Origin of the sequence: Anaerosalibacter massiliensis (assembly GCF_024623155.1) — a bacterium.
Classification (GTDB): domain Bacteria; phylum Bacillota; class Clostridia; order Tissierellales; family Sporanaerobacteraceae; genus Anaerosalibacter; species Anaerosalibacter massiliensis.
Map to the genome: position 1 here is coordinate 43813 of NZ_JANJZL010000013.1, position 19647 is coordinate 63459.

The window sequence follows — 19647 nt, forward strand, 5'->3', positions numbered from 1 at the left end:
AAAGGTGTAAAGCATATGAAGATAATTGATTTAGAGCGAAAAAGAATATTAGGAATGAAAAATATATGTATAGTTACTTTAGTTTTAATTTTTATATTATTATTTTTAATATATATTATACTTTCAGATTATAAAGAGAATAATAAGCAAAGTTTACTTCAGGTGTATGAAAACATTAAAGAAGATAGAAAGAGTACAAAAACCGACTTATTGACTATAGATAAGGTTAGAGATATAAAGGATAAATATAAAAAGGTTTATAAAAGCAAAAAACTTACCGATGATAATGGAAATGAAAGAAAAGATGTTCTTAATTCTGAATTAAAGGAAGATAAATATATTTTTAGGACAATAGTTGCAAATTATTCACCTATATCTGAATATGATCCTTCGCATATATTGGATATATCGAATCAACAAACAAATGATTTTTATAAAATAAGGTTGGATAAAATTGAACAGTTAATAGAAGATGAAAGTAGATCAAACAATTTAGAAGTACCTCCGAAAGAAAAAACTAGAATATTAGAAGATGTATCTAAAATGCAAAAGCCTCTTAAATATGGTTATGCAGAAGGATATGAAGTAGCAGGAAGCATTATAGGTCCTTTTACTAAAATTATAATTATAATCGTAGGTATAATCATAGCTCCTCTATTTTCTGAAGATAAACAGACAAAAATGAATGAAATAATTTTATCAACTAAATTTGGAAAAAATAAATTAACTTTTTATAGAATACTAACTGGATTATTAGCTACAACTATTATTTATCTGACAGGTGTAACAATTTTTTCAATAATTACTTTTTCCATATTTGGTATACAAGGTGGAAATTTGCATATACAAGGTGGTGCTGGATATTGGTTTTCTCCATATAATATAACGTATTTGCAACAATTTATTATCAATATTGTGATAGGATATATAGCTTGTATTTTGATGGCGTTTATAACTATGTTTATAACTACATTTGCTAAGAAAGTAACACATGGTGTTATTTTTACCATTATATTTACTATATTGATGGTTGTTATGGAATTGCAAAAAATTCATTATTTAAATTATTATTTTTTAAACTTTTTACCGTGGAATTTGATAAATTATTTTAATATGTATAAAACTTATTATAGTTATAATTTATTTGGAGTACAGATAGATAAAATTATATTCCAGCCAGTTGTAGCTTTGATTATAATATTAGTAGCTTTCGTTGGTATATTGTGTAGAAAAAAGAAGACTAGATATTTGTAAGAATAGTTTTTGGCTTTTTATTTAAATCTAATACAGTATTAGATTTATGAAATACCAAATATGGAAAGACTATTTCAATATGTGGTCAAGGTCCATCCCAATACCCAGAATTTGCTGAATTCTTAGTTCAAGAAGGGATAGATAGTATGAGTGTAAATCCTGACACTGTAGCTTATACAAGAAGGTTAGTAGCTGGAGTAGAGCAAAGAATGATTTTAAAGAAATTAAGAGAAAATAGATAGAATTTAATAATATACTTTTATAAAAATAGCTGTCTTAAAATAGTTTAAACTATTTTGACAGCTATTTTTAATTTATGATAATACCTTTTTCCATTTAAAATGTATTATTGTCCATTAAATGTTGAATAATAAGTATAGAAAAATGGAATGGAGGTATTTATATGACGAGAAGAATGAAAACTATGGATGGAAATGAAGCAGCTGCTTATATTTCCTATGCATTTACGGAATTAGCAGCTATTTATCCAATTACTCCTTCTTCACCAATGGCTGAGTTAGTTGATTTATGGTCTAGCAAGGGAAAGAAAAATATATTTAATCAAAGGATTAAAGTAGTAGAAATGCAATCGGAAGCAGGAGCAGCAGGGGCCGTTCATGGTTCGCTACAAGGGGGAGCTTTGACAACAACTTATACTGCTTCACAAGGGTTATTACTTATGATTCCTAATATGTATAAAATGGCTGGGGAACTCCTTCCAGGAGTGTTTCATGTAAGTGCCAGAGCAATAGCAACCCATGCTCTAAGTATTTTTGGAGATCATCAAGATGTAATGGCAACAAGACAAACTGGATTTGCATTACTATGTTCTAGTAGTGTTCAAGAAGTTATGGATTTGTCAGGAGTAGCCCACTTAAGTGCAATAAGTGGAAGAGTTCCTTTTTTACATTTTTTTGATGGGTTTAGGACTAGTCATGAAATACAGAAGATTGAAGTTATAGAATATGATGAATTAAAGAATTTAATAGATTATGAAGCGATCGAGGAGTTTAAAAATAGATCTTTAAATCCAGAAAGACCTGTAGTCAGAGGTACTGCACAAAATCCAGATATATATTTTCAAGGTAGAGAAATTTCTAATCCTTACTATGAAAAATTGCCAGAAATAGTAGAAAATTATATGAATGAGATAAATAATATTACAGGAAGGGACTATAAGCTTTTCAATTATTACGGTCATGAAGAAGCAGAAAGAATCATAGTAGCTATGGGTTCTGTTTGTGAAACTATAGAGGAAACTATAGACTATTTAATAGATAAAGGAGAAAAAGTAGGACTTGTAAAGGTTAGATTATATAGACCTTTTTCAGTAAAACATTTCCATAATGTTTTGCCAAAGACAGTAAAAAGCATAGCGGTTTTAGATAGAACAAAAGAGCCAGGAGCTTTAGGAGAACCTTTATATTTAGATATAAGATCTGCTTTTTATAATTCGGATATAAAACCTATAGTAGTAGGAGGTAGATATGGACTAGGCTCAAAAGATACTGTGCCAGCTGATATTATAGCTGTATATGAAAATCTAAAAAAAGATACGCCAAAAGATAGATTTACTATATGTATAGATGATGATGTATCTCATACATCATTAGAAGTGGAAGATTTTATTGATACATCACCAAAGGAAACTATCAAATGTAAGTTTTGGGGATTAGGATCAGATGGCACTGTAGGGGCAAATAAGATGGCAATAAAAATAATAGGAGATAATACACCGTTATATGCTCAAGGATATTTTTCATATGATAGCAAAAAATCAGGAGGAACAACCATATCCCATTTAAGATTTGGGAAAACACCTATAAAGTCTACTTATTCAGTCCATGAAGCAGATTTTATTTCTTGCCACAACAAATCCTATATATATCATTACGATATATTAAAAGGTCTGAAAGATGGAGGAATCTTTGTTTTAAATTGTCCTTGGGAAGAATATGAATTAGGAGAAAAACTCCCTAATTATGTTAAAAAATATTTAAAAGATCACAATATAAATTTTTATATAATAGATGCAGAAAATATTGCTCAAGAAATTGGGTTAGGTACAAGGATTAATATGATAATGCAATCTGCCTTTTTTAAATTAGCAAATATAATTCCAGTAGAAGATGCAGTAAAGTATTTAAAACAATTTATAGAAAAAACCTACGGAAAAAAGGGAGAAAAAGTAGTAGAAATGAATAATAAGGCAGTAGATGAGGGAATTAATAGTATTGTAAAAGTAAGTATACCAGAAAGTTGGGCTAATATAGATATAGTGAAAGAAACAGAAGAAGTAAAAGACGAACCAGATTTTGTAAAGAGAATTCAAAGGCCTATGGCCAAATTAGAGGGAGATAATTTACCAGTTAGCTCATTTAGGTATATGGAAGATGGAACATTTCCTATGGGAACTGCTGCATATGAAAAAAGAGGTATAGCAGTACTTATTCCTCAATGGCAGACAGAAAAATGTATTCAATGTAATCAATGCTCATTTATCTGTCCTCATTCAGTAATAAGACCTTTCCTATTAGATGAAGAAGAGATAAAAAATAAGCCAAATACCTTTGAAACTAAAAAAGCTGTTGGGAAAGGATTAGAAGGTTTGGAATACAGGATACAAGTGAGTCCTCTTGATTGTACTGGATGTGGAAACTGTGCAGATATTTGTCCAGCACCAGGAAAAGCTTTAGTAATGGTTAAAGCAGAAAAAGAAATTGAAAGACAGGTGGATAATTGGGAATATGCTGCTAATAATATAAAATATAAAGATAATTTAATGAGTAAAACTATGTTAAAAGGAAGCCAATTTTCTAAGCCTCTTCTTGAATTTAATGGAGCATGTGCAGGATGTGGAGAAACTGCTTATTTGAAACTAGCAACTCAACTTTTTGGGGATAGAATGATGATAGCCAATGCTACAGGTTGTTCATCCATCTGGGGAGCTAGTGCACCGTCTATACCCTATACAACAAATAGAGAAGGAAAAGGACCAAGTTGGGCAAATTCATTATTTGAAGATAATGCAGAGTTTGGATTAGGTATGTATTTAGCTGTAAAGCAGATAAGAGATAAACTTGCTAATCTAATAGAAATTGGAATAGAAGAAAATATTAGTAATGAATGTACAAATATATTTAAAGAATGGTTAAACTATATGGATGATGGTGAAAAATCAAAAGAAGTATCTAATAAATTATTAGAAATTATTAGCAAGAATGAATACAACAAAAATTCGACTATTAAGGAAATACTTAAATTAAAAGATTTTCTAGTTAAAAAATCTCAATGGATAGTTGGAGGAGATGGATGGGCATATGACATAGGTTACGGAGGATTAGATCATGTTATTGCTACAGGTGAAGATGTAAATATTTTAGTATTTGATACAGAAGTATATTCAAATACAGGAGGGCAAGCATCTAAAGCTACTCCAACAGCTTCAGCAGCTAAGTTTGCTTCTTCAGGAAAAGTAACAAAGAAAAAAGATCTAGGAAGAATGGCTATGACCTATGGATATGTTTATGTAGCACAAGTTTCGATGGGAGCAAATATGAATCAAACCCTAAAAGCCATAACTGAAGCAGAAAGCTATAAAGGTCCATCACTTATAATATGCTATGCTCCTTGTGTTGCACATGGTATCAAGGTAGGTATGGGCAAAACAGTTGAAGAGGAAAAAAAGGCTGTGGAGTCAGGGTATTGGCATCTATATAGATACGATCCAAGATTAGAGATGGAGGGAAAGAACCCATTTATATTAGATTCTAAAAAGCCAGAAAAACCTTTTAAAGATTTCATACTTGGTGAAGTGAGATATTCTCAAATAGAAAAAACATTCCCTGATTTAGCAGAAGAGTTATATGAAAAGGCTGAAAAGGATGCATCTGAAAGATATGAAATATATAAGGGGCTTTCAGAAAAAGAATAAGAGCAAGGATATCCTTGCTCTTATTCTACTTCTGGTTTTGTTCAACCCATTCTTTTGCTTTCATTACTCCTTCTAAGGTAGGAATTGGTACTCTTGATTCTGGCTTTAATCCCTTAATGTCATAATAAGCTGCTGTTGTTTGATTTTCTATAGGGATAGACATTTTTTTCTCTTTAAACTTATTAATATTAATATTTAAATTTTTATCATTATTTTTAGTCATTCTATCCCTCCTCATTATTTATTATTTGTATATGTAGAAAAAATAAACTATAAATTTAAAAATATATTTTATATAATATAAATATACTAGGGTCAAGATATAAAAGCTAAGATTTAGTAAAATCATAGGAAGGAGATAAGTAAAATGAATAATGATAGAGATTTGGCAAAAGAGATAAAGTTTATAATAGAATTAGATAAAATGAAAAGTATATTTAGAGAAACTAGCCTTATAAATAAGTCTAAGAGGGAAAATGATGCCGAACATTCTTGGCATATAGCAGTGATGTCTATGATACTTTCTGATTATGCAGATGAAGATATAAATGTACATAAAGTTATGAAAATGTTATTAGTTCATGATCTTGTAGAAATATATGCAGGTGATACTTTCTGTTATGATGAAATTGGAAATATGGATAAAACTAAAAGAGAAAAAGAAGCCGCAGATAAACTTTTTAGCATGTTGCCAAAAGATAAAGAAAAAGAAATAAGAAAGCTTTGGGATGAATTTGAAGAAATGGAAACAGAAGAATCTTTATTTGCCAATTGTATGGATCGGTTTCAACCTTTCTTAATGAATTATTATTCTGGTGGAGGAACTTGGAAAAAGTATAATATTTCAAAAGAACAGGTTCTAAAAAGAGGTGAACCTATAAAGAAAAGTTCAAAAAAACTTTGGGATTTTGTGGAAAGCTTAATAGAGGATTCTGTTGAAAAGGGATACATTAAAAAACTTTAGGGTATTTCACCTAAAGTTTTTTAATGTTAAAATCCAGGAATAACTGCACCATTATATTTTTCTTCAATGAATTTTTTGATTTTTTCACTTTGAAGAGTTTTTATTAATTTTTGAAATTTTTCTTCTTTTTCTTCACCTGCTCTTATAGCAATAATATTTGCATAAGGTGAATCCTTATCTTCTAAAATTAGAGCATCCTTTGTTGGAGTAAGACCTGCTTCAATAGCATAGTTTCCATTTATTACAGCACCATCAATATCTTTTAGTACTCTTGGCAATTGAGCAGCTTCCATTGGTTTAAATGAAATATTTTTAGGATTTTCTTCTATATCTTTTTCTGTAGCTGCAAGGCCAGAATCTTTATTTAATTTAATTAAACCATTTTTTTCAAGAAGTAAAAGAGCTCGTCCTCCATTTGTAGGATCATTTGGTATAGCAATAGTACTACCTTCTTTAAGTTCATCAATAGATTTGTAACTTGATGAATATAATCCTAAAGGTTCTACATGAATTTTTCCTAGAGATGCAATATCAATATTTCTTTCTTTTTTAAAATCATTCATATAAGGTTCATGTTGGAAGAAATTAGCGTCAATTTCTTTGTCAGCTAAAGCTAAGTTTGGTTTCACATAATCTATAAATTCTATTATCTCCAAATTTATTCCTTCACTTTTTAAATCATCTTTAATATTTTCCACAATTTCTTTATGTGGTACAGGAGATACTCCTATTTTTATAGTGTTTTCTTCTTTATTACTTTTTCCACATCCAGTAAGTATTGAAAAACTAAGAATTAAAATTAGAAATAATAATATATTCTTTTTCAAAATAACTCCTCCTTTATTTTTTGTCTATAGATATAGCTAATTTATTTCCAAGTATCTGTATTCCTTGTACTAAAATTATAATAATTATTACAGAAGTTATCATAATATTTGTTTCAAACCTGTATAATCCATATCTTATAGCTAGATCTCCTAATCCTCCTCCACCTATTGCACCAGCCATAGCTGAATAACCAATTAGATTAATAATAGTTAAAGTAACTCCCATAATTAAAGAAGGCATAGCCTCTGGAATAAGTACTTTAAAAACTATCTGAGGTACTGTAGCTCCCATAGATAAACTAGCTTCAATTATTCCACCATCAACTTCTTTTAAGGCAGTTTCAATGACTCTAGCTACAAAAGGAGCAGCAGCAATTGAAAGAGGTACTATAGTGGCAGTAGTACCGATAGTACTCCCTACTATTAGCTTAGAAAGTGGAAATACTAATATCATTAAAATAATAAATGGAAAAGATCTAATAATATTCCTAATGGAAAACCTATAGTTAGAGAAAAAATAGTAGAGAAAAATACCATGTATAATGTTTCAAGTAAAGATGGAATTAAAAGCTCTAACATCTAAATCACCTCCAGTTTTATATCTTCATCTTTTAGCCAGTCTATAGCCTTTTCAATTTCTTCAGATTTACCTGATATTTCTAATATTAAATTTCCTATACTTGTACTCATTAGTTCATTTATATTTCCTGAAAGGATATTTACATCTATATCAAAATATTTCACCATTTTAGAAACTATAGGTTTTTTAGAATTTTCTCCTAAGAAACTAAGTCTTAAAATTTTGCTCCCAGGTTTTCTTTCATAGTCTATTTCTTCTTCAGTATTTAATTTTAAATTAGAAATAAATTCAGTGGCAGTTTTAGTTTTAGGATTAGTAAAAATTTCTTCTACTGTACTAAGTTCAATTATCCTTCCATCTTCTATAATAGCTACTCTATCGCAGATATCTTTTATAACTTCCATCTGGTGAGTTATAAGTACAATAGTAAGTCCAAATTCTTTTCTAATTTTATCTAATAAATCTAATATAGATTTAGTTGTTTTGGGATCAAGGGCAGATGTTCCTTCATCACTAAGAAGTATTTTAGGATTGTTGGCTAAAGATCGTGCAATAGCTACCCTTTGTTTTTGTCCTCCACTTAGTTGAGAAGGATAAGCAAGTTTTTTATCTTCTAGCTCAACATATTTTAGAAGAGTATTAACTCTTTTATCTATTTCTTCTTTACTTAATCCTTTTAGCTCTAAAGGGAAAGCAATATTCTTATAAACATTTTTTGAAGATAAAAGATTAAAATGTTGAAAGATCATTCCTATTTCTTTTCTTGTTTCTCTTAAGCTTGTATTATCAATATTAGTTATTTCACTTCCATCAATAAAAATCTTTCCATTACTAGGTTCTTCAAGCCTATTTAAACACCTAATTAAGGTAGATTTTCCTGCACCACTTAAACCAATTATTCCAAATATTTCTCCTTTTTTTATTTGAAGATTAATATCCTTTAAAGCATATATTTCTTCATTATTATTTTTATATATTTTAGATAGATTTTCTACTTTTATCAATGAGACCCACTCCTTTAAGCAATTAACGCATTAAATCATATTATATATGAAAAACCTCTTTCCACAGGTTTTTTTAAAAATAAAAAAACCTCTTTAAGAAGAAAGAGGTTAAAATCCTCTCTCATCTTTCGGTTACACCGTAGGAATTAGCACCTTGCAAATAAATGCAGGCTGCCGGGTTTCATCGGGCCAGTCCCTCCACCACTCTAGATAAGAGTTTATCATTATTTTTATATATTGAAGTTCGGATACAACTTTAGATTACATTCTATTATTAAAATTATGTTTTGTCAAGAGAGAGTATGAATTTTATTTTACTTTAAATTATTATATTTGTTTTCTAAAAGATCATATATTTCTTCAGGAGTTTTGCCTTTAGCCTCAATTATTGGAACTTGTGGGTTTTCATAATTTGCTCCACTAGTACTTAAAACATCAATTCCAGAAACAACTATAGCACTATATTCAGGAGAATTTATTTTTTCTAAATTTTTATTTTTATAAAGTGTATAAACATCATATCCAGAGTCTTTCAAGAAATCTATATAGGGAGTTAAATTGTTTTCAACTACTACTTTTTTTTCCACTAAATCACCTCCATTAAAATTATTATTGCCACTTTTCTATTTTAATATTTAAGTCTTTTTTGCCATGAATAAATCTATAAGAATGAAGCAAAATATTAAAGGATGAAAAATAAAAAGAATAGAAAGGAGAATTTTATGGCTTTAAAAAATACCTTAAATCTAGGTAATATAAATCAACAAGAACTACAAAGTATAAGGGAGATTGCTAGTAGTCATCAAACTATGGCTACAAAATTTGATTTTTATTCTAATCAATGTCAAGATCAACAAATAAAACAAATGTTTAAACAATCAAGTCAAGACGCTAAAACTACTGCTACAAATTTAATAAATTCATTATAAAAATAGGAGGTATATTATGCAAGAAAAAGAAATGGTAGATGATATATTATCTGGTACTAAGGCCAGTATAGATTATTATTCTAGAGCCATAACAGAATGTGCTAATCAACAACTTAGAAGCACATTACAACAATTGAGAAATGAAGCAGAACAATTCCAATATCAATTATTTCAAATAGCAGAACAAAAAGGTTATTATAAACCAGCACCAACAGCTGATCAGCAATCTATTCAAGAAGTTAAAAGTGGACTAAGTGGCGGTTCTACAGGAATGGAATAAAGTAAAAGGACTCCAGATGGAGTCCTTTTAAATTTCTATAGCCTATTGACAAATATCTTTAACTATGATATTGTAAATAAAAATAATAGGGCCTTTAAACTGATACTGTGAGATCAGAAAGGGAAGCATAAAAAATAGCCTCGCTACATCTATGCCTTCCTTTAGGAAGGTTTTTTTATGCTCTGGTCCTTTTCTTTTAAATTAGTCCTGAGAGACTAAAAAAGGAGGTAATAAAATGTTAAAAGGTAGACATTTAATTGGTTCAGAAGATTTTACTAAAAGTGAATTAGAAGAAATATTTATTTTAGCAGATGAAATAATATCAAATCAAGATAGTTTTATAGATTCTTGTCATGGAAAAATACTGGGAACCCTTTTCTACGAGCCTAGTACTAGAACTAGATTGAGTTTTGAATCTGCTATGTTAAGACTTGGAGGTAATGTAATAGGTTTTTCAGAAGCTGCTTCAAGCTCTGTAAAAAAAGGTGAAAGCATTCCAGATACAGTGAGAACTATAGGCTCATATGCAGATATTATAGCTATGAGACATCCAAAAGAAGGTGCCCCTAAATTAGCTTCATTTTATTCACCTATTCCTATTATAAATGCAGGAGATGGAGGACATCAGCATCCAACTCAAACACTTGCGGATCTTTTAACTATAAGAAATACAAAAGGCAAATTTTCAAATTTAACCATTGGACTTTGTGGAGATTTAAAATTTGGAAGAACTGTCCATTCACTTATAAAAGCCCTTTCAAAATATGAAAATAATTCATTTGTGTTGATTTCACCTCAGGAATTAAAAATACCCAATTATATAAAAACTGAAGTATTAGATAAAAATAATATAAAATATATGGAAGTTGAACGATTAGAGGACATTATATCTAGTCTAGATATACTATATATGACTAGAGTTCAAAAAGAACGTTTCTTTAATGAGGCAGATTATATAAGACTTAAAGATAGTTATATTTTAGATTCTAAAAAAATGAATATGGGAAGAAAAGATTTAACAGTATTGCATCCATTGCCAAGAGTTAATGAAATTAGTTATGAAGTAGATAACGATCCTAGAGCTTGTTATTTTAAGCAAGTTAAATTTGGTATGTACGTGAGAATGGCCTTAATATTAAAACTTTTAGGGGTGATGTAATGCTTTATATAGATAGTATTGTAAATGGCATTGTGATTGATCATATAAAGGTAGGATATGGTTTTAAAATATTTAATTATTTAGGATTAAACAATGCAGATTGTAGAGTAGCACTTATTATGAATTCTCCTAGTAAAAAGCATGGGAAAAAAGATATGATAAAAATCGAAAATGTCATGGATTTAGATTTAACTATGTTAGGTTTTATAGTTCCTAATATAACAGTAAATATTATTGAAAATGAAAAAATAAAAGAAAAGATTAGTCTTTCCCTACCAGACAGAATAGAAGGAGTAATAAAATGTAAAAATCCTAGATGTGTAACTTCTACAGAAAGAAATATAAAGGATATATTTATTCTTACAGATGAAGACAAAGGAATATATAGATGTGAGTATTGTGATCATATTTATGATACTTGGGAGGAATAAAATTGAATTTACTCATAAAAGGAGCTAGAATTGTAGATTTTAATAAAGATTTTAAAGGTGATATTTATATTGAAAAAGGTAAGATAAAAGATTTTGGCTCAAATTTAAATTATGATTGTAAGACTATACATTGTGATAATTTAGTGGTTATGCCTTCTTTTATAGATATGCATACCCACTTTAGAGATCCAGGATTTACTTATAAGGAAGATTTAAACTCAGGGAGTAAAGCGGCGTTAAAAGGAGGATATACTTTTGTAAATCTTATGGCTAATACAAATCCTATATGTTCTAGTATGGAAGTGGTGGATTATGTACTTAAAAAATCAGAGGAATTAAATTTAATAGATATTCATCAAACTGTTTCTATAACTAAAGACTTTGATGGAAAAACTTTAGAACATATAGATAGCCTAGGAAAAGAAATTAGGTTTTTATCTGATGATGGAAAAGGTGTTCAGGAAAGTGGAGTAATGTATGAAGCATTTAAAAAAGCTAAAGAAAAAGGACTTATTATTATAGCTCATGAAGAAGATGCTAGTTTAGCTAGTATTGATAGTAGACTTTCGGAAAATATAATGACCTTTAGAGATATAGAACTTGTAAGAACAACAAAAGGAAGACTCCATTTAGCCCATGTAAGCACAAAAGAATCTATTGAAGAAATAATTAAAGGGAAAAAGGAAGGATTGAATATTACCTGTGAGGTAACTCCACATCATATATCATTATATGATAATTCTTATAAGGTGAACCCACCAATAAGAAATAAAGAAGATGTACTAGCATTAATTGAAGCCATAAAGGCTGGATATGTAGATGCAATTGGAACAGATCATGCTCCTCATAGTGCAGAAGATAAAAGAGGAGGAGCTTGTGGTATATCAGGATTAGAAACAGCTTTTTCAATATCATATACTGCATTAGTTAGAAATGGACATATTTCTTTAAATAAACTATCTCAAATTATGTCATCTAATCCTGGAAATATAGTAGATATAAATAAGGGAAAAATAGAAATAGGATATGATGGAGATTTAGTAGTATTAGATTTAAACAAAGAGATTGAAATAAATAGTAAAGAATTTGTCTCCAAAGGGAAAAACACTCCTTTCCACGGCAAAAAATTCTGGGGAGAAGTAGTAGCCACTATAAAAAATGGGAACTTAAAATATAATGGGGGGATAGAAATTGATAATAGATAGATTATATGAAGAAGTAGAAAAGAAAGGAAATGTATGCGTAGGCTTAGATACTGCTTTAGAATATATTCCATCAACAATTTTAAATAATTATCATTCAATAGATGATATATTATTTTATTTTAATAAGAGGATAATAGATGCAACCATAGATATTGTACCTTGTTACAAAGTTCAAATTGCTTTTTATGAAGCTCATGGATTAAATGGTATGCTAGCGTATAAAAAAACTTTAGAATATATAAGGAATAAAGGTTCTGTAGTTGTAGCAGATATTAAAAGAGCAGATATTTCGTCAACAGCTAAAGCCTATGCTAGAGCCCATTTTGAAGGTGATTTTGAAAGTGATTTTATTACTCTAAATCCTTATATGGGTTTTGATAGTATAACACCTTATCTTGATTATGTAGAAAATAAAAATAAAGGGTTATTCATACTCCTTAGGACTTCAAATGATGGAGCAAAAGATATTCAATATTTAGATATTAATGGTAATGGCAAAGTATATAACTACATAGGAGATAAGATTAAGGATATATCTTATAAATATATGGGAAAATGCGGATACAGTTCTATAGGAGCAGTAGTTGGAGGGACTCATTTAGAAGAGTCAGATGAAATTAGAAATAGATTAGGAAAAGTTTTTTTTCTGATACCAGGATATGGAGCTCAAGGTGGAAAAGGCAAGGATGTAGTTTCTTATTTGAAAAATGGAAATGGGGGAATAGTTAATTCGTCTAGAGGGATAATTACATCTTATAAAAAATATGATGATGGAGTAGAAAAGTTTGATTCTTATGCTAGAGATGCGGTCTTAGATATGAAGGAGGATATATCTAGTGAAACCAAAACAATATAAAGGAATAGTATTATCAAATATTAATATAGTGGATAATATATATGAATTAAAAATAATTGGAAAATTCAAGGGAAATCCAGGCCAATTTTATATGTTAAGAAGTTGGGATTTAGAGCCTTTCTTATCAAGACCTTTAAGCATTTGTAATATAGAGGAAGATGCATTGACTTTCTTATATGAGGTAAGAGGAAAGGGAACGAATATACTTTCAAACCTTAGAAATGGAGATAGTATTTATTTGTTAGGGCCACTAGGGAGAGGATTTCCATTAGACAATAGGAGGAAAGTTGGTATAGTAGCTGGAGGAATAGGTATAGCTCCGATGATTTATTTATGTAAAAGTTTAAATGGAAATATAGATTTTTATGGAGGATTTAAAGAAAAGCCTTTTTATATGGACAAGATAGAGAAATATATAGACAAATTATATATTTCAACAGATAGTGGAAAAGAAGGATATAAGGGATTTATAACAGATATATTTAATCTAGAAAAATATTCAACAGTTTATACATGCGGTCCAATACCTATGATGGAAAAGATAAAATATATTTGTGAAAAGAGGGATATATCACTATATATTTCTATGGAAAAACATATGGCTTGTGGTGTAGGAGCTTGCTTTGGATGTAGTATAAAAACTACCTCTGGAATAAAAAAAGTATGTAAAGATGGGCCAGTATTTAAAGGAGAGGAGATTATTTTCCGTGACTAGTATAGAGATATTTGGAATAGAATTTAAAAATCCTGTTATTACTGCTTCAGGTACTTTTAGCCAAGATTATGAAGAGTTTTTTCCATTATCAAAGTTAGGAGGTATATGTACAAAAGGTTTAACATTAAATGAAAAAGAAGGTAATACTGGTATACGAATACATGAAACTACAGGAGGACTTTTAAATAGTATAGGTCTTCAAAATCCAGGAGTAGATAATTTTATTTCAAAAGAACTTCCCCAGATGGAAAATTATGATACAGTAATTATTGCTAATGTAGGTGGAAGTACTGTAGAAGAATATATAAAAGTTATAGAGAAACTAAATAATACTAATATTCCTTTAATAGAATTGAATATTTCATGTCCTAATGTAAAGGAGGGTGGAATGGCTTTTGGTATAAAATCAGATATAGCTTTTAAAGTAGTTACTGAAGTAAAGAAGGTATGCAAAAAGCCATTGGTAGTTAAACTTTCACCTAATGCAGAAAATATTTTAGATATGGCTTACAAATGTTGTGAAGCTGGAGCAGATGGACTTTCTCTTGTGAATACTTTTAGTGGTATGGCAATAGATATTGAAAATAAAAAACCTGTATTTGAAAATGTAATTGCAGGATTATCTGGGCCATGTATCAAGCCAATTGCACTGAGAATGGTTTATGAAGTAAGCAAAATTGTTAATATACCTATAATTGGTGTTGGAGGGATTATAGACTATAAAGATGCCTTAGAATATATAATGGCTGGTGCTTCTGCAGTGCAAATTGGCAGTGGAAATTTTATAAAGCCAAGTATATCCTTAGATATTATAAATGGTATAGAGAAGTTTGTGAAAGAAGAAAATATAAAATCTATTAAAGAAATAATAGGAATTGCTAGGAGGTAAGAATGTGATGATTGATTTACTTAAAGAAACAGGTGCTTTACTTGAAGGACATTTTTTACTTTCATCAGGAAAGCATAGCAATAAATATGTCCAATGTGCAAAATTACTCCAATATCCAGATAAGGCGCAAAAAGCTATAAATATAATAGTAAAAAAACTTGAAGGAGTAGATTTTGATATAGTGGTAGGACCAGCTATGGGAGGGGTTATTGTTAGCTATGAACTTGGCAGACAAACTAGAAAACCTGCCATTTTTACAGAAAGAGTAGATGGAAAAATGGCTCTAAGAAGAGGATTTCATATAGAAAAAGGTCAGAAAGTTCTTATAGCAGAAGATGTAGTTACAACAGGAAAATCTTCCTATGAGACTATAGAAGAAATAGAAAAACAAGGGGGAAATGTTATAGGAATAGCTTGTATTGTAGATAGAACTACTGAAAGACTAGGTATACCAATATATGGTGGTATAAAAATTGAAATAGATACTTATGATGAAAGAAATTGTCCTCTTTGTAAGAGTGGGATTCAATATGAAAAATTAGGAAGTAGAAATCTAAAAAAATAGGCATTCATTTTAGAATGTCTATTTTTTTATGATGATTTTATCATAATTAATGTGATATTGACTAATACTATTAATTAGATTATTTTATAGAGGTGTTTGTATAGTGATTTCAAAAAACATAGATAAAAATAAAGAAAGATTATTAGAAGAGTTTAATAATACTTCTGATCTTATAATATATGAATTTAAAACAAATTCTAATTTGAAAATAATTATAAGCTATTTAGAAGGTTTTATTGATAAAAATACATTGGACAGAGATGTTTTAAAACCAGTGATAACTAGATTAGAAAGTTGTAATGATCTAAAGAAGATTATATTTGTTTCTGGTATAAAGGAAATAAATACTTTTGAAGAAATTATAGAAGAAATAGTATCTGGAAACTTAGTGTTATTTATCCAAGGTTGCAAACAATGTTTTGCTATAGATTTAAAACATTGGGATAAAAGAGCTATTGAAGAAGCTGATTCAGAGGCAGTAGTTAGAGGACCTAAAGAAGGATTTATTGAAGATATATCAACTAATAAGATGCTTCTTAGAAGAAAAATTAGAAATCCAAATTTAGTTTTTGAAAACTATATATTAGGAGAACAAACTGAAACAGAAATTTCAGTTGCTTATATTAAAAATATTGTAAATGAGGATGTTTTAGATAAAGTAAAAAAAAGAGTCCAAGATATTAATACAGACTCCATATTAGAGTCTGGCTATATAGAGGGTTATATAGAAGATAGTCCTTATAATATAGTATCTACCATAGGTAATACTCAAAAGCCTGATATAGTTGCTGGAAAAATATTAGAAGGAAGAGTGGCAATATTTTGTGATGGGACTCCTCATGTTTTAATTATTCCCCGTTTATTTATAGAAAATATACAGGTAAGTGAAGATTATTATTCAAGAACTTATATAGCAACTTTTTTAAGAATGTTAAGATTTTTTGCTCTATTCTTAGGTATTTTATTGCCAGGTTTATATGTTGCACTTCAAACATTTCATCAGGAGATGATTCCTACAGTTTTATTAATAACAATGGCTGGTGCTAGAGAAGGAGTTCCTTTACCTTCAGTATTAGAAGCTCTTTTAATGACCATAATGCTTGAACTTATAAAGGAGTCAGGAGTTAGATTGCCTAAAGCAGTAGGTTCAGCAGTAAGTATTGTTGGAGCATTGGTACTAGGGCAAGCAGCGGTTGAAGGTGGTATAGTTAGCGCACCAATGGTTATAGTGATAGCTATTACAGCAATAGCAGAATTTGCTGTCCCAGCTCTTACAGAAGTAATGATTTTATATAGATTATTTCTTATTGTACTAGGTGGATTTATGGGGCTATATGGAATCACCTGTGGATTAGTAGTAATTATTATAGGAGCAGTTTCATTGGATCCTTTTGGTATTCCTTATGGTTATCCTATTGCTCCATCAGATAAGACAGGATTAAAGGATTTTATTATAAGATTTCCGCTTTGGAGTATGAAAAAAAGGCCTGGATATTTAGTAAAGAAGAACAGAATAAGACAGAGAAATGTACGAAAGAAGTGATAGAATGAAAAAAAAGTTTATTTTACTTAGCTTTATTTTATGTCTTACTTTGATTATAACAGGTTGTTGGAATTCTAGAGAATTAAATACTTTAGGAATTGCCACTGTCATAGGAATAGACTGGGAGGATGAAAAAATATTAGTTACTATAGAAGTTATAAATCCTAGGCCAGTAAAGGCAATGCTAGAAGCTAAGCCAGCAGATTTAGTACTATATGTTCAAGGAAGAGGAGATACAATTTTTGATGCTCTTAGAAATATATCTTTGAAATTTGATAGAAGAATTTTCGTGTCTCAAAACAAAATATTTATATTTGGTGAAGAGTTTGCCAAGAAAGGTTTTATTAATCATATAGACGTGCTACAAAGGGATCATGAGTTTAGAGAAACAGCATATATGTTAGTAGCAAAAGAGAAAAAAGCTACAGATATTATGGGAGTTCATGAGGCGGTAGAAGAGATTTTAGGAATGTATATGGAAGATATTGTTGAAAATAAAAAATTTAATCCTAAGGGAGTTGATGTTAATTTATCAGAATACTTAAAATACTATTATGACTCTGGTAGACAGCCTATTTTAGGAGTAGTAGATAGGAAAGAAAAGAATGTAATTAAAAAAGTTGATACACATGAAGGAAAAAAAGAGTATGAGTTAGTAATAGAAGGTTGTTCCATATTTAATAAGGAAAAACTATCTGGTTATTTGAATGGCGAAGAAACTAGAGCTCTAAATTTTGTGAGAAATGAAGTAAAAGGAGGAGTAATTGAATTTCCTACTCCAGTAAAAAACATAGATCATTATAGCACACCTACTCCTAGTGTTAAAGATTCATCAAGTACTATAAGTACGCTAAATAGAGATAAAAGTGTTTTTGAAATAATTAAAAGCAAAACTAAAAGTGATGTAGAAATTGAAAATGGGAAATTTATATTAAAGACGAAAGTTAAGATGAGAGGAATGCTAGGAGATGTAACTGGAGATATTGATGTATCAAATGAAGAAGCAATAAAGTTAATTGAGGAGTCTTGTTCAAAACAAGTTAAGGAGGAAATTGAAAGCACTATAAAAAAAGTGCAGAAAAAATATAAAACAGATGTATTTGCATTTGGAACTTTAGTGCATAGAAAGTACCCAAAAGAATGGCATCGTATAAGTTCTGATTGGAACAATATATTTTCACAAGCTGATGTTCAGGTAGAAGTAGAAACTAATATAATTAGAACAGGTCTTGTGAATACATCCACTAATAAGATAAAGGGAGAATAATATGAAAGATAATGTTAGAATAAGTTCATATCAAGCAACTTTATTAATTATTGCTTTTAGAATTGTTCTTGCTTTTTCCTATCAACCAGCTATAAATGCACCACCAGGTAATCAAGATAATTGGATAATGATATTTTTATCAACAATTTACAGTATAATATTATGTGTGCCTATGCTAATTCTGAGCAATAAATTTAGGGATTTTACATTAATAGAATATATGAAATTAATATATGGGAGAACATTAGGAAAAATAATAGGACTTTTTTATTCGATGGTTTTTCTATTATTTACGATTATATTTGTTTCTATTTTAGTTGAGATATTAGATTCTACCATGTTTCCAGAAACTCCTACATGGGTTACAGCATCTATGATGTTAATAACTTGCATTTATATATCATATAAGGGATTAGAGAGCATTGGAAGAGGTGCAGAAATATTTGTTCCTTTAATATTAGTAGTTATTGCTGTTATAATTATATTGGGAATAAATGTTTTAGATTTTGGTGTTTTTTTACCTATACTAAGTGATTCATCTTTTAAAGATATAAATATGGGTGCAATAGATATTGGAACTAAGTTTGTAGGTATTTTGATTTTAGCAATGCTCGCACCTTACTTAGATAAAAGAGAAAATTTAAATAAGATTTTTATAAAGTCTTTAATTTATTCTATTTTAATAGTAGTTTCGATGATAATAGTTTCTCAAGCTGCATTAGGAATAGAACAAGCCAAACATGCTAATTTTCCTTTTTTTACTTTTGCTAGACTTATAAATGTTTTCGAGATAGTACATAGAATTGAATCAATTTATGTCGTAGCTTGGATCACAAGCAATGTTGGCAAAATAACAGGATATTTATTTTTTACTACTGTAGCTTTAAGCCAAACATTTAGAAAGAGAGAAAATAAGGTATATATAATTCCTATGTCTATAATTGTTTTTATATCATCAGTTTTAATAAAGGATAAACGTTCTATTTTAGCAGCTAAAGAACCTTTAAATAAAATATCACTATTTATAGCTTTAACTTCTATATTTATTATTCCTTTAATAGCTTTAATAGTATATTTTTTTAGAAGAGATAAATTAAAAGGCAAAACTAAATCTAATTAAGGGGCTGTTTCATAACTGATTTATCAGTTATGAAACGCCTCTTTTTTTATGTTCAAGTTGACAACTGAAGTACCTAAGTTTCCATAAATTTAAATATATTTTTCTTAGTCTAATTTTAGGTATAG

Annotated in this window: 19 protein-coding genes, 2 pseudogenes and 1 riboswitch; of the genes and pseudogenes, 16 read left to right on the forward strand and 5 right to left on the reverse strand. The window is 29.2% G+C overall.

Annotation, left to right across the window (positions count from 1 at the left end):
* Nucleotides 1-15: 15 nt before the first annotated feature.
* The 3 genes and pseudogenes from NSA23_RS14030 to nifJ all read left to right on the forward strand — a co-directional run bounded on the left by NSA23_RS14030 (nt 16) and on the right by nifJ (nt 5188).
* On the forward strand, nt 16-1254 hold the full coding sequence (locus NSA23_RS14030; RefSeq protein WP_042683218.1) for an ABC transporter permease: 1239 nt from the start codon (nt 16-18) through the stop codon (nt 1252-1254).
* Between the two features lie 56 nt (nt 1255-1310).
* A pseudogene (locus tag NSA23_RS14035) lies at nt 1311-1496 on the forward strand (putative PEP-binding protein); the annotation flags it as partial.
* Nucleotides 1497-1657: 161 nt separating this feature from the next.
* The gene (nifJ, locus tag NSA23_RS14040) at nt 1658-5188 is read left to right on the forward strand and encodes a pyruvate:ferredoxin (flavodoxin) oxidoreductase (protein WP_042683219.1); all 3531 of its coding nucleotides are present in this window, start codon (nt 1658-1660) and stop codon (nt 5186-5188) included.
* A gap of 25 nt (nt 5189-5213) precedes the next feature.
* On the opposite strand, the gene NSA23_RS14045 is transcribed toward nifJ, so the two are convergent.
* On the reverse strand, nt 5214-5411 hold the full coding sequence (locus NSA23_RS14045) for a CDIF630_02480 family spore surface protein (RefSeq protein WP_042683220.1): 198 nt from the start codon (nt 5409-5411) through the stop codon (nt 5214-5216).
* Between the two features lie 144 nt (nt 5412-5555).
* On the opposite strand from NSA23_RS14045, the gene NSA23_RS14050 reads away from it, so the two are divergent.
* Nucleotides 5556-6152, forward strand: coding sequence for an HD domain-containing protein (locus NSA23_RS14050; RefSeq protein ID WP_042683221.1), 597 nt, complete (start codon nt 5556-5558; stop codon nt 6150-6152).
* A 26-nt stretch (nt 6153-6178) separates the two neighbouring features.
* Here NSA23_RS14050 and NSA23_RS14055 read toward each other — a convergent pair whose 3' ends face one another.
* From NSA23_RS14055 to NSA23_RS14070, 4 genes and pseudogenes are all read right to left on the reverse strand, one after another.
* The gene (locus NSA23_RS14055; RefSeq protein WP_257490648.1) at nt 6179-6979 is read right to left on the reverse strand and encodes a MetQ/NlpA family ABC transporter substrate-binding protein; all 801 of its coding nucleotides are present in this window, start codon (nt 6977-6979) and stop codon (nt 6179-6181) included.
* Between the two features lie 13 nt (nt 6980-6992).
* Nucleotides 6993-7558, reverse strand: a pseudogene (locus NSA23_RS14060) (methionine ABC transporter permease).
* A complete protein-coding gene (locus NSA23_RS14065; RefSeq protein WP_042683224.1) occupies nt 7559-8563 on the reverse strand; it encodes a methionine ABC transporter ATP-binding protein in 1005 nt (334 codons plus the stop codon).
* Between the two features lie 118 nt (nt 8564-8681).
* Nucleotides 8682-8780: riboswitch (SAM riboswitch) on the reverse strand.
* Between the two features lie 97 nt (nt 8781-8877).
* Nucleotides 8878-9150: a YkuS family protein gene (locus tag NSA23_RS14070; RefSeq protein WP_042683225.1), complete on the reverse strand. Its 273-nt coding sequence runs from the start codon at nt 9148-9150 to the stop codon at nt 8878-8880.
* Nucleotides 9151-9252: 102 nt separating this feature from the next.
* On the opposite strand from NSA23_RS14070, the gene NSA23_RS14075 reads away from it, so the two are divergent.
* The 12 genes from NSA23_RS14075 (at nt 9253) to NSA23_RS14130 (ending at nt 19522) form a co-directional block, all read left to right on the forward strand.
* Nucleotides 9253-9492: a hypothetical protein gene (locus tag NSA23_RS14075; protein WP_257490649.1), complete on the forward strand. Its 240-nt coding sequence runs from the start codon at nt 9253-9255 to the stop codon at nt 9490-9492.
* A 16-nt stretch (nt 9493-9508) separates the two neighbouring features.
* Nucleotides 9509-9772 carry a spore coat protein gene (locus tag NSA23_RS14080; protein ID WP_042683227.1) on the forward strand — a complete coding sequence of 88 codons (264 nt, stop codon included), beginning with the start codon at nt 9509-9511 and terminating at the stop codon, nt 9770-9772.
* Between the two features lie 235 nt (nt 9773-10007).
* A complete protein-coding gene (gene pyrB, locus NSA23_RS14085) occupies nt 10008-10931 on the forward strand; it encodes an aspartate carbamoyltransferase (RefSeq protein WP_042683228.1) in 924 nt (307 codons plus the stop codon).
* On the forward strand, nt 10931-11362 hold the full coding sequence (locus NSA23_RS14090; RefSeq protein WP_257490650.1) for an aspartate carbamoyltransferase regulatory subunit: 432 nt from the start codon (nt 10931-10933) through the stop codon (nt 11360-11362). Before pyrB ends, NSA23_RS14090 begins: the two co-directional genes overlap by 1 nt.
* A 2-nt stretch (nt 11363-11364) precedes the next feature.
* Nucleotides 11365-12567 (forward strand): dihydroorotase, encoded by a 1203-nt coding sequence (locus NSA23_RS14095; RefSeq protein WP_042683230.1) that lies wholly within the window; start codon nt 11365-11367, stop codon nt 12565-12567.
* Nucleotides 12554-13423 carry an orotidine-5'-phosphate decarboxylase gene (gene pyrF, locus NSA23_RS14100; RefSeq protein WP_042683231.1) on the forward strand — a complete coding sequence of 290 codons (870 nt, stop codon included), beginning with the start codon at nt 12554-12556 and terminating at the stop codon, nt 13421-13423. Before NSA23_RS14095 ends, pyrF begins: the two co-directional genes overlap by 14 nt.
* Nucleotides 13404-14138 (forward strand): dihydroorotate dehydrogenase electron transfer subunit, encoded by a 735-nt coding sequence (locus NSA23_RS14105; protein WP_042683232.1) that lies wholly within the window; start codon nt 13404-13406, stop codon nt 14136-14138. The genes pyrF and NSA23_RS14105 overlap by 20 nt, the downstream gene beginning before the upstream one ends.
* Nucleotides 14131-15027 carry a dihydroorotate dehydrogenase gene (locus tag NSA23_RS14110; RefSeq protein WP_246119232.1) on the forward strand — a complete coding sequence of 299 codons (897 nt, stop codon included), beginning with the start codon at nt 14131-14133 and terminating at the stop codon, nt 15025-15027. Before NSA23_RS14105 ends, NSA23_RS14110 begins: the two co-directional genes overlap by 8 nt.
* Before the next feature lie 7 nt (nt 15028-15034).
* A complete protein-coding gene (gene pyrE, locus NSA23_RS14115; protein WP_042683328.1) occupies nt 15035-15592 on the forward strand; it encodes an orotate phosphoribosyltransferase in 558 nt (185 codons plus the stop codon).
* A gap of 103 nt (nt 15593-15695) precedes the next feature.
* Complete coding sequence (locus NSA23_RS14120; RefSeq protein ID WP_050069888.1) at nt 15696-17135, forward strand: spore germination protein; 1440 nt, start codon at nt 15696-15698, stop codon at nt 17133-17135.
* 4 nt (nt 17136-17139) lie between these two features.
* Nucleotides 17140-18402: a Ger(x)C family spore germination protein gene (locus NSA23_RS14125; RefSeq protein ID WP_042683235.1), complete on the forward strand. Its 1263-nt coding sequence runs from the start codon at nt 17140-17142 to the stop codon at nt 18400-18402.
* Between the two features lies 1 nt (nt 18403).
* Nucleotides 18404-19522, forward strand: coding sequence for a GerAB/ArcD/ProY family transporter (locus NSA23_RS14130; protein WP_257490651.1), 1119 nt, complete (start codon nt 18404-18406; stop codon nt 19520-19522).
* The last annotated feature ends 125 nt before the right edge of the window (nt 19523-19647 follow it).

Bases quoted from the DNA above. Each gene is read 5' to 3' on its own strand.
- NSA23_RS14050 (WP_042683221.1), top strand. From the start codon at position 5,556: ATGAATAATGATAGAGATTTGGCAAAAGAGATAAAGTTTATAATAGAA.
- nifJ (WP_042683219.1), top strand. From the start codon at position 1,658: ATGACGAGAAGAATGAAAACTATGGATGGAAATGAAGCAGCTGCTTAT.
- NSA23_RS14030 (WP_042683218.1), top strand. From the start codon at position 16: ATGAAGATAATTGATTTAGAGCGAAAAAGAATATTAGGAATGAAAAAT.
- pyrB (WP_042683228.1), top strand. From the start codon at position 10,008: ATGTTAAAAGGTAGACATTTAATTGGTTCAGAAGATTTTACTAAAAGT.
- NSA23_RS14130 (WP_257490651.1), top strand. From the start codon at position 18,404: ATGAAAGATAATGTTAGAATAAGTTCATATCAAGCAACTTTATTAATT.
- pyrE (WP_042683328.1), top strand. From the start codon at position 15,035: ATGATTGATTTACTTAAAGAAACAGGTGCTTTACTTGAAGGACATTTT.
- NSA23_RS14075 (WP_257490649.1), top strand. From the start codon at position 9,253: ATGAAAAATAAAAAGAATAGAAAGGAGAATTTTATGGCTTTAAAAAAT.
- NSA23_RS14045 (WP_042683220.1), bottom strand. From the start codon at position 5,411: ATGACTAAAAATAATGATAAAAATTTAAATATTAATATTAATAAGTTT.
- NSA23_RS14125 (WP_042683235.1), top strand. From the start codon at position 17,140: ATGAAAAAAAAGTTTATTTTACTTAGCTTTATTTTATGTCTTACTTTG.
- NSA23_RS14080 (WP_042683227.1), top strand. From the start codon at position 9,509: ATGCAAGAAAAAGAAATGGTAGATGATATATTATCTGGTACTAAGGCC.
- NSA23_RS14090 (WP_257490650.1), top strand. From the start codon at position 10,931: ATGCTTTATATAGATAGTATTGTAAATGGCATTGTGATTGATCATATA.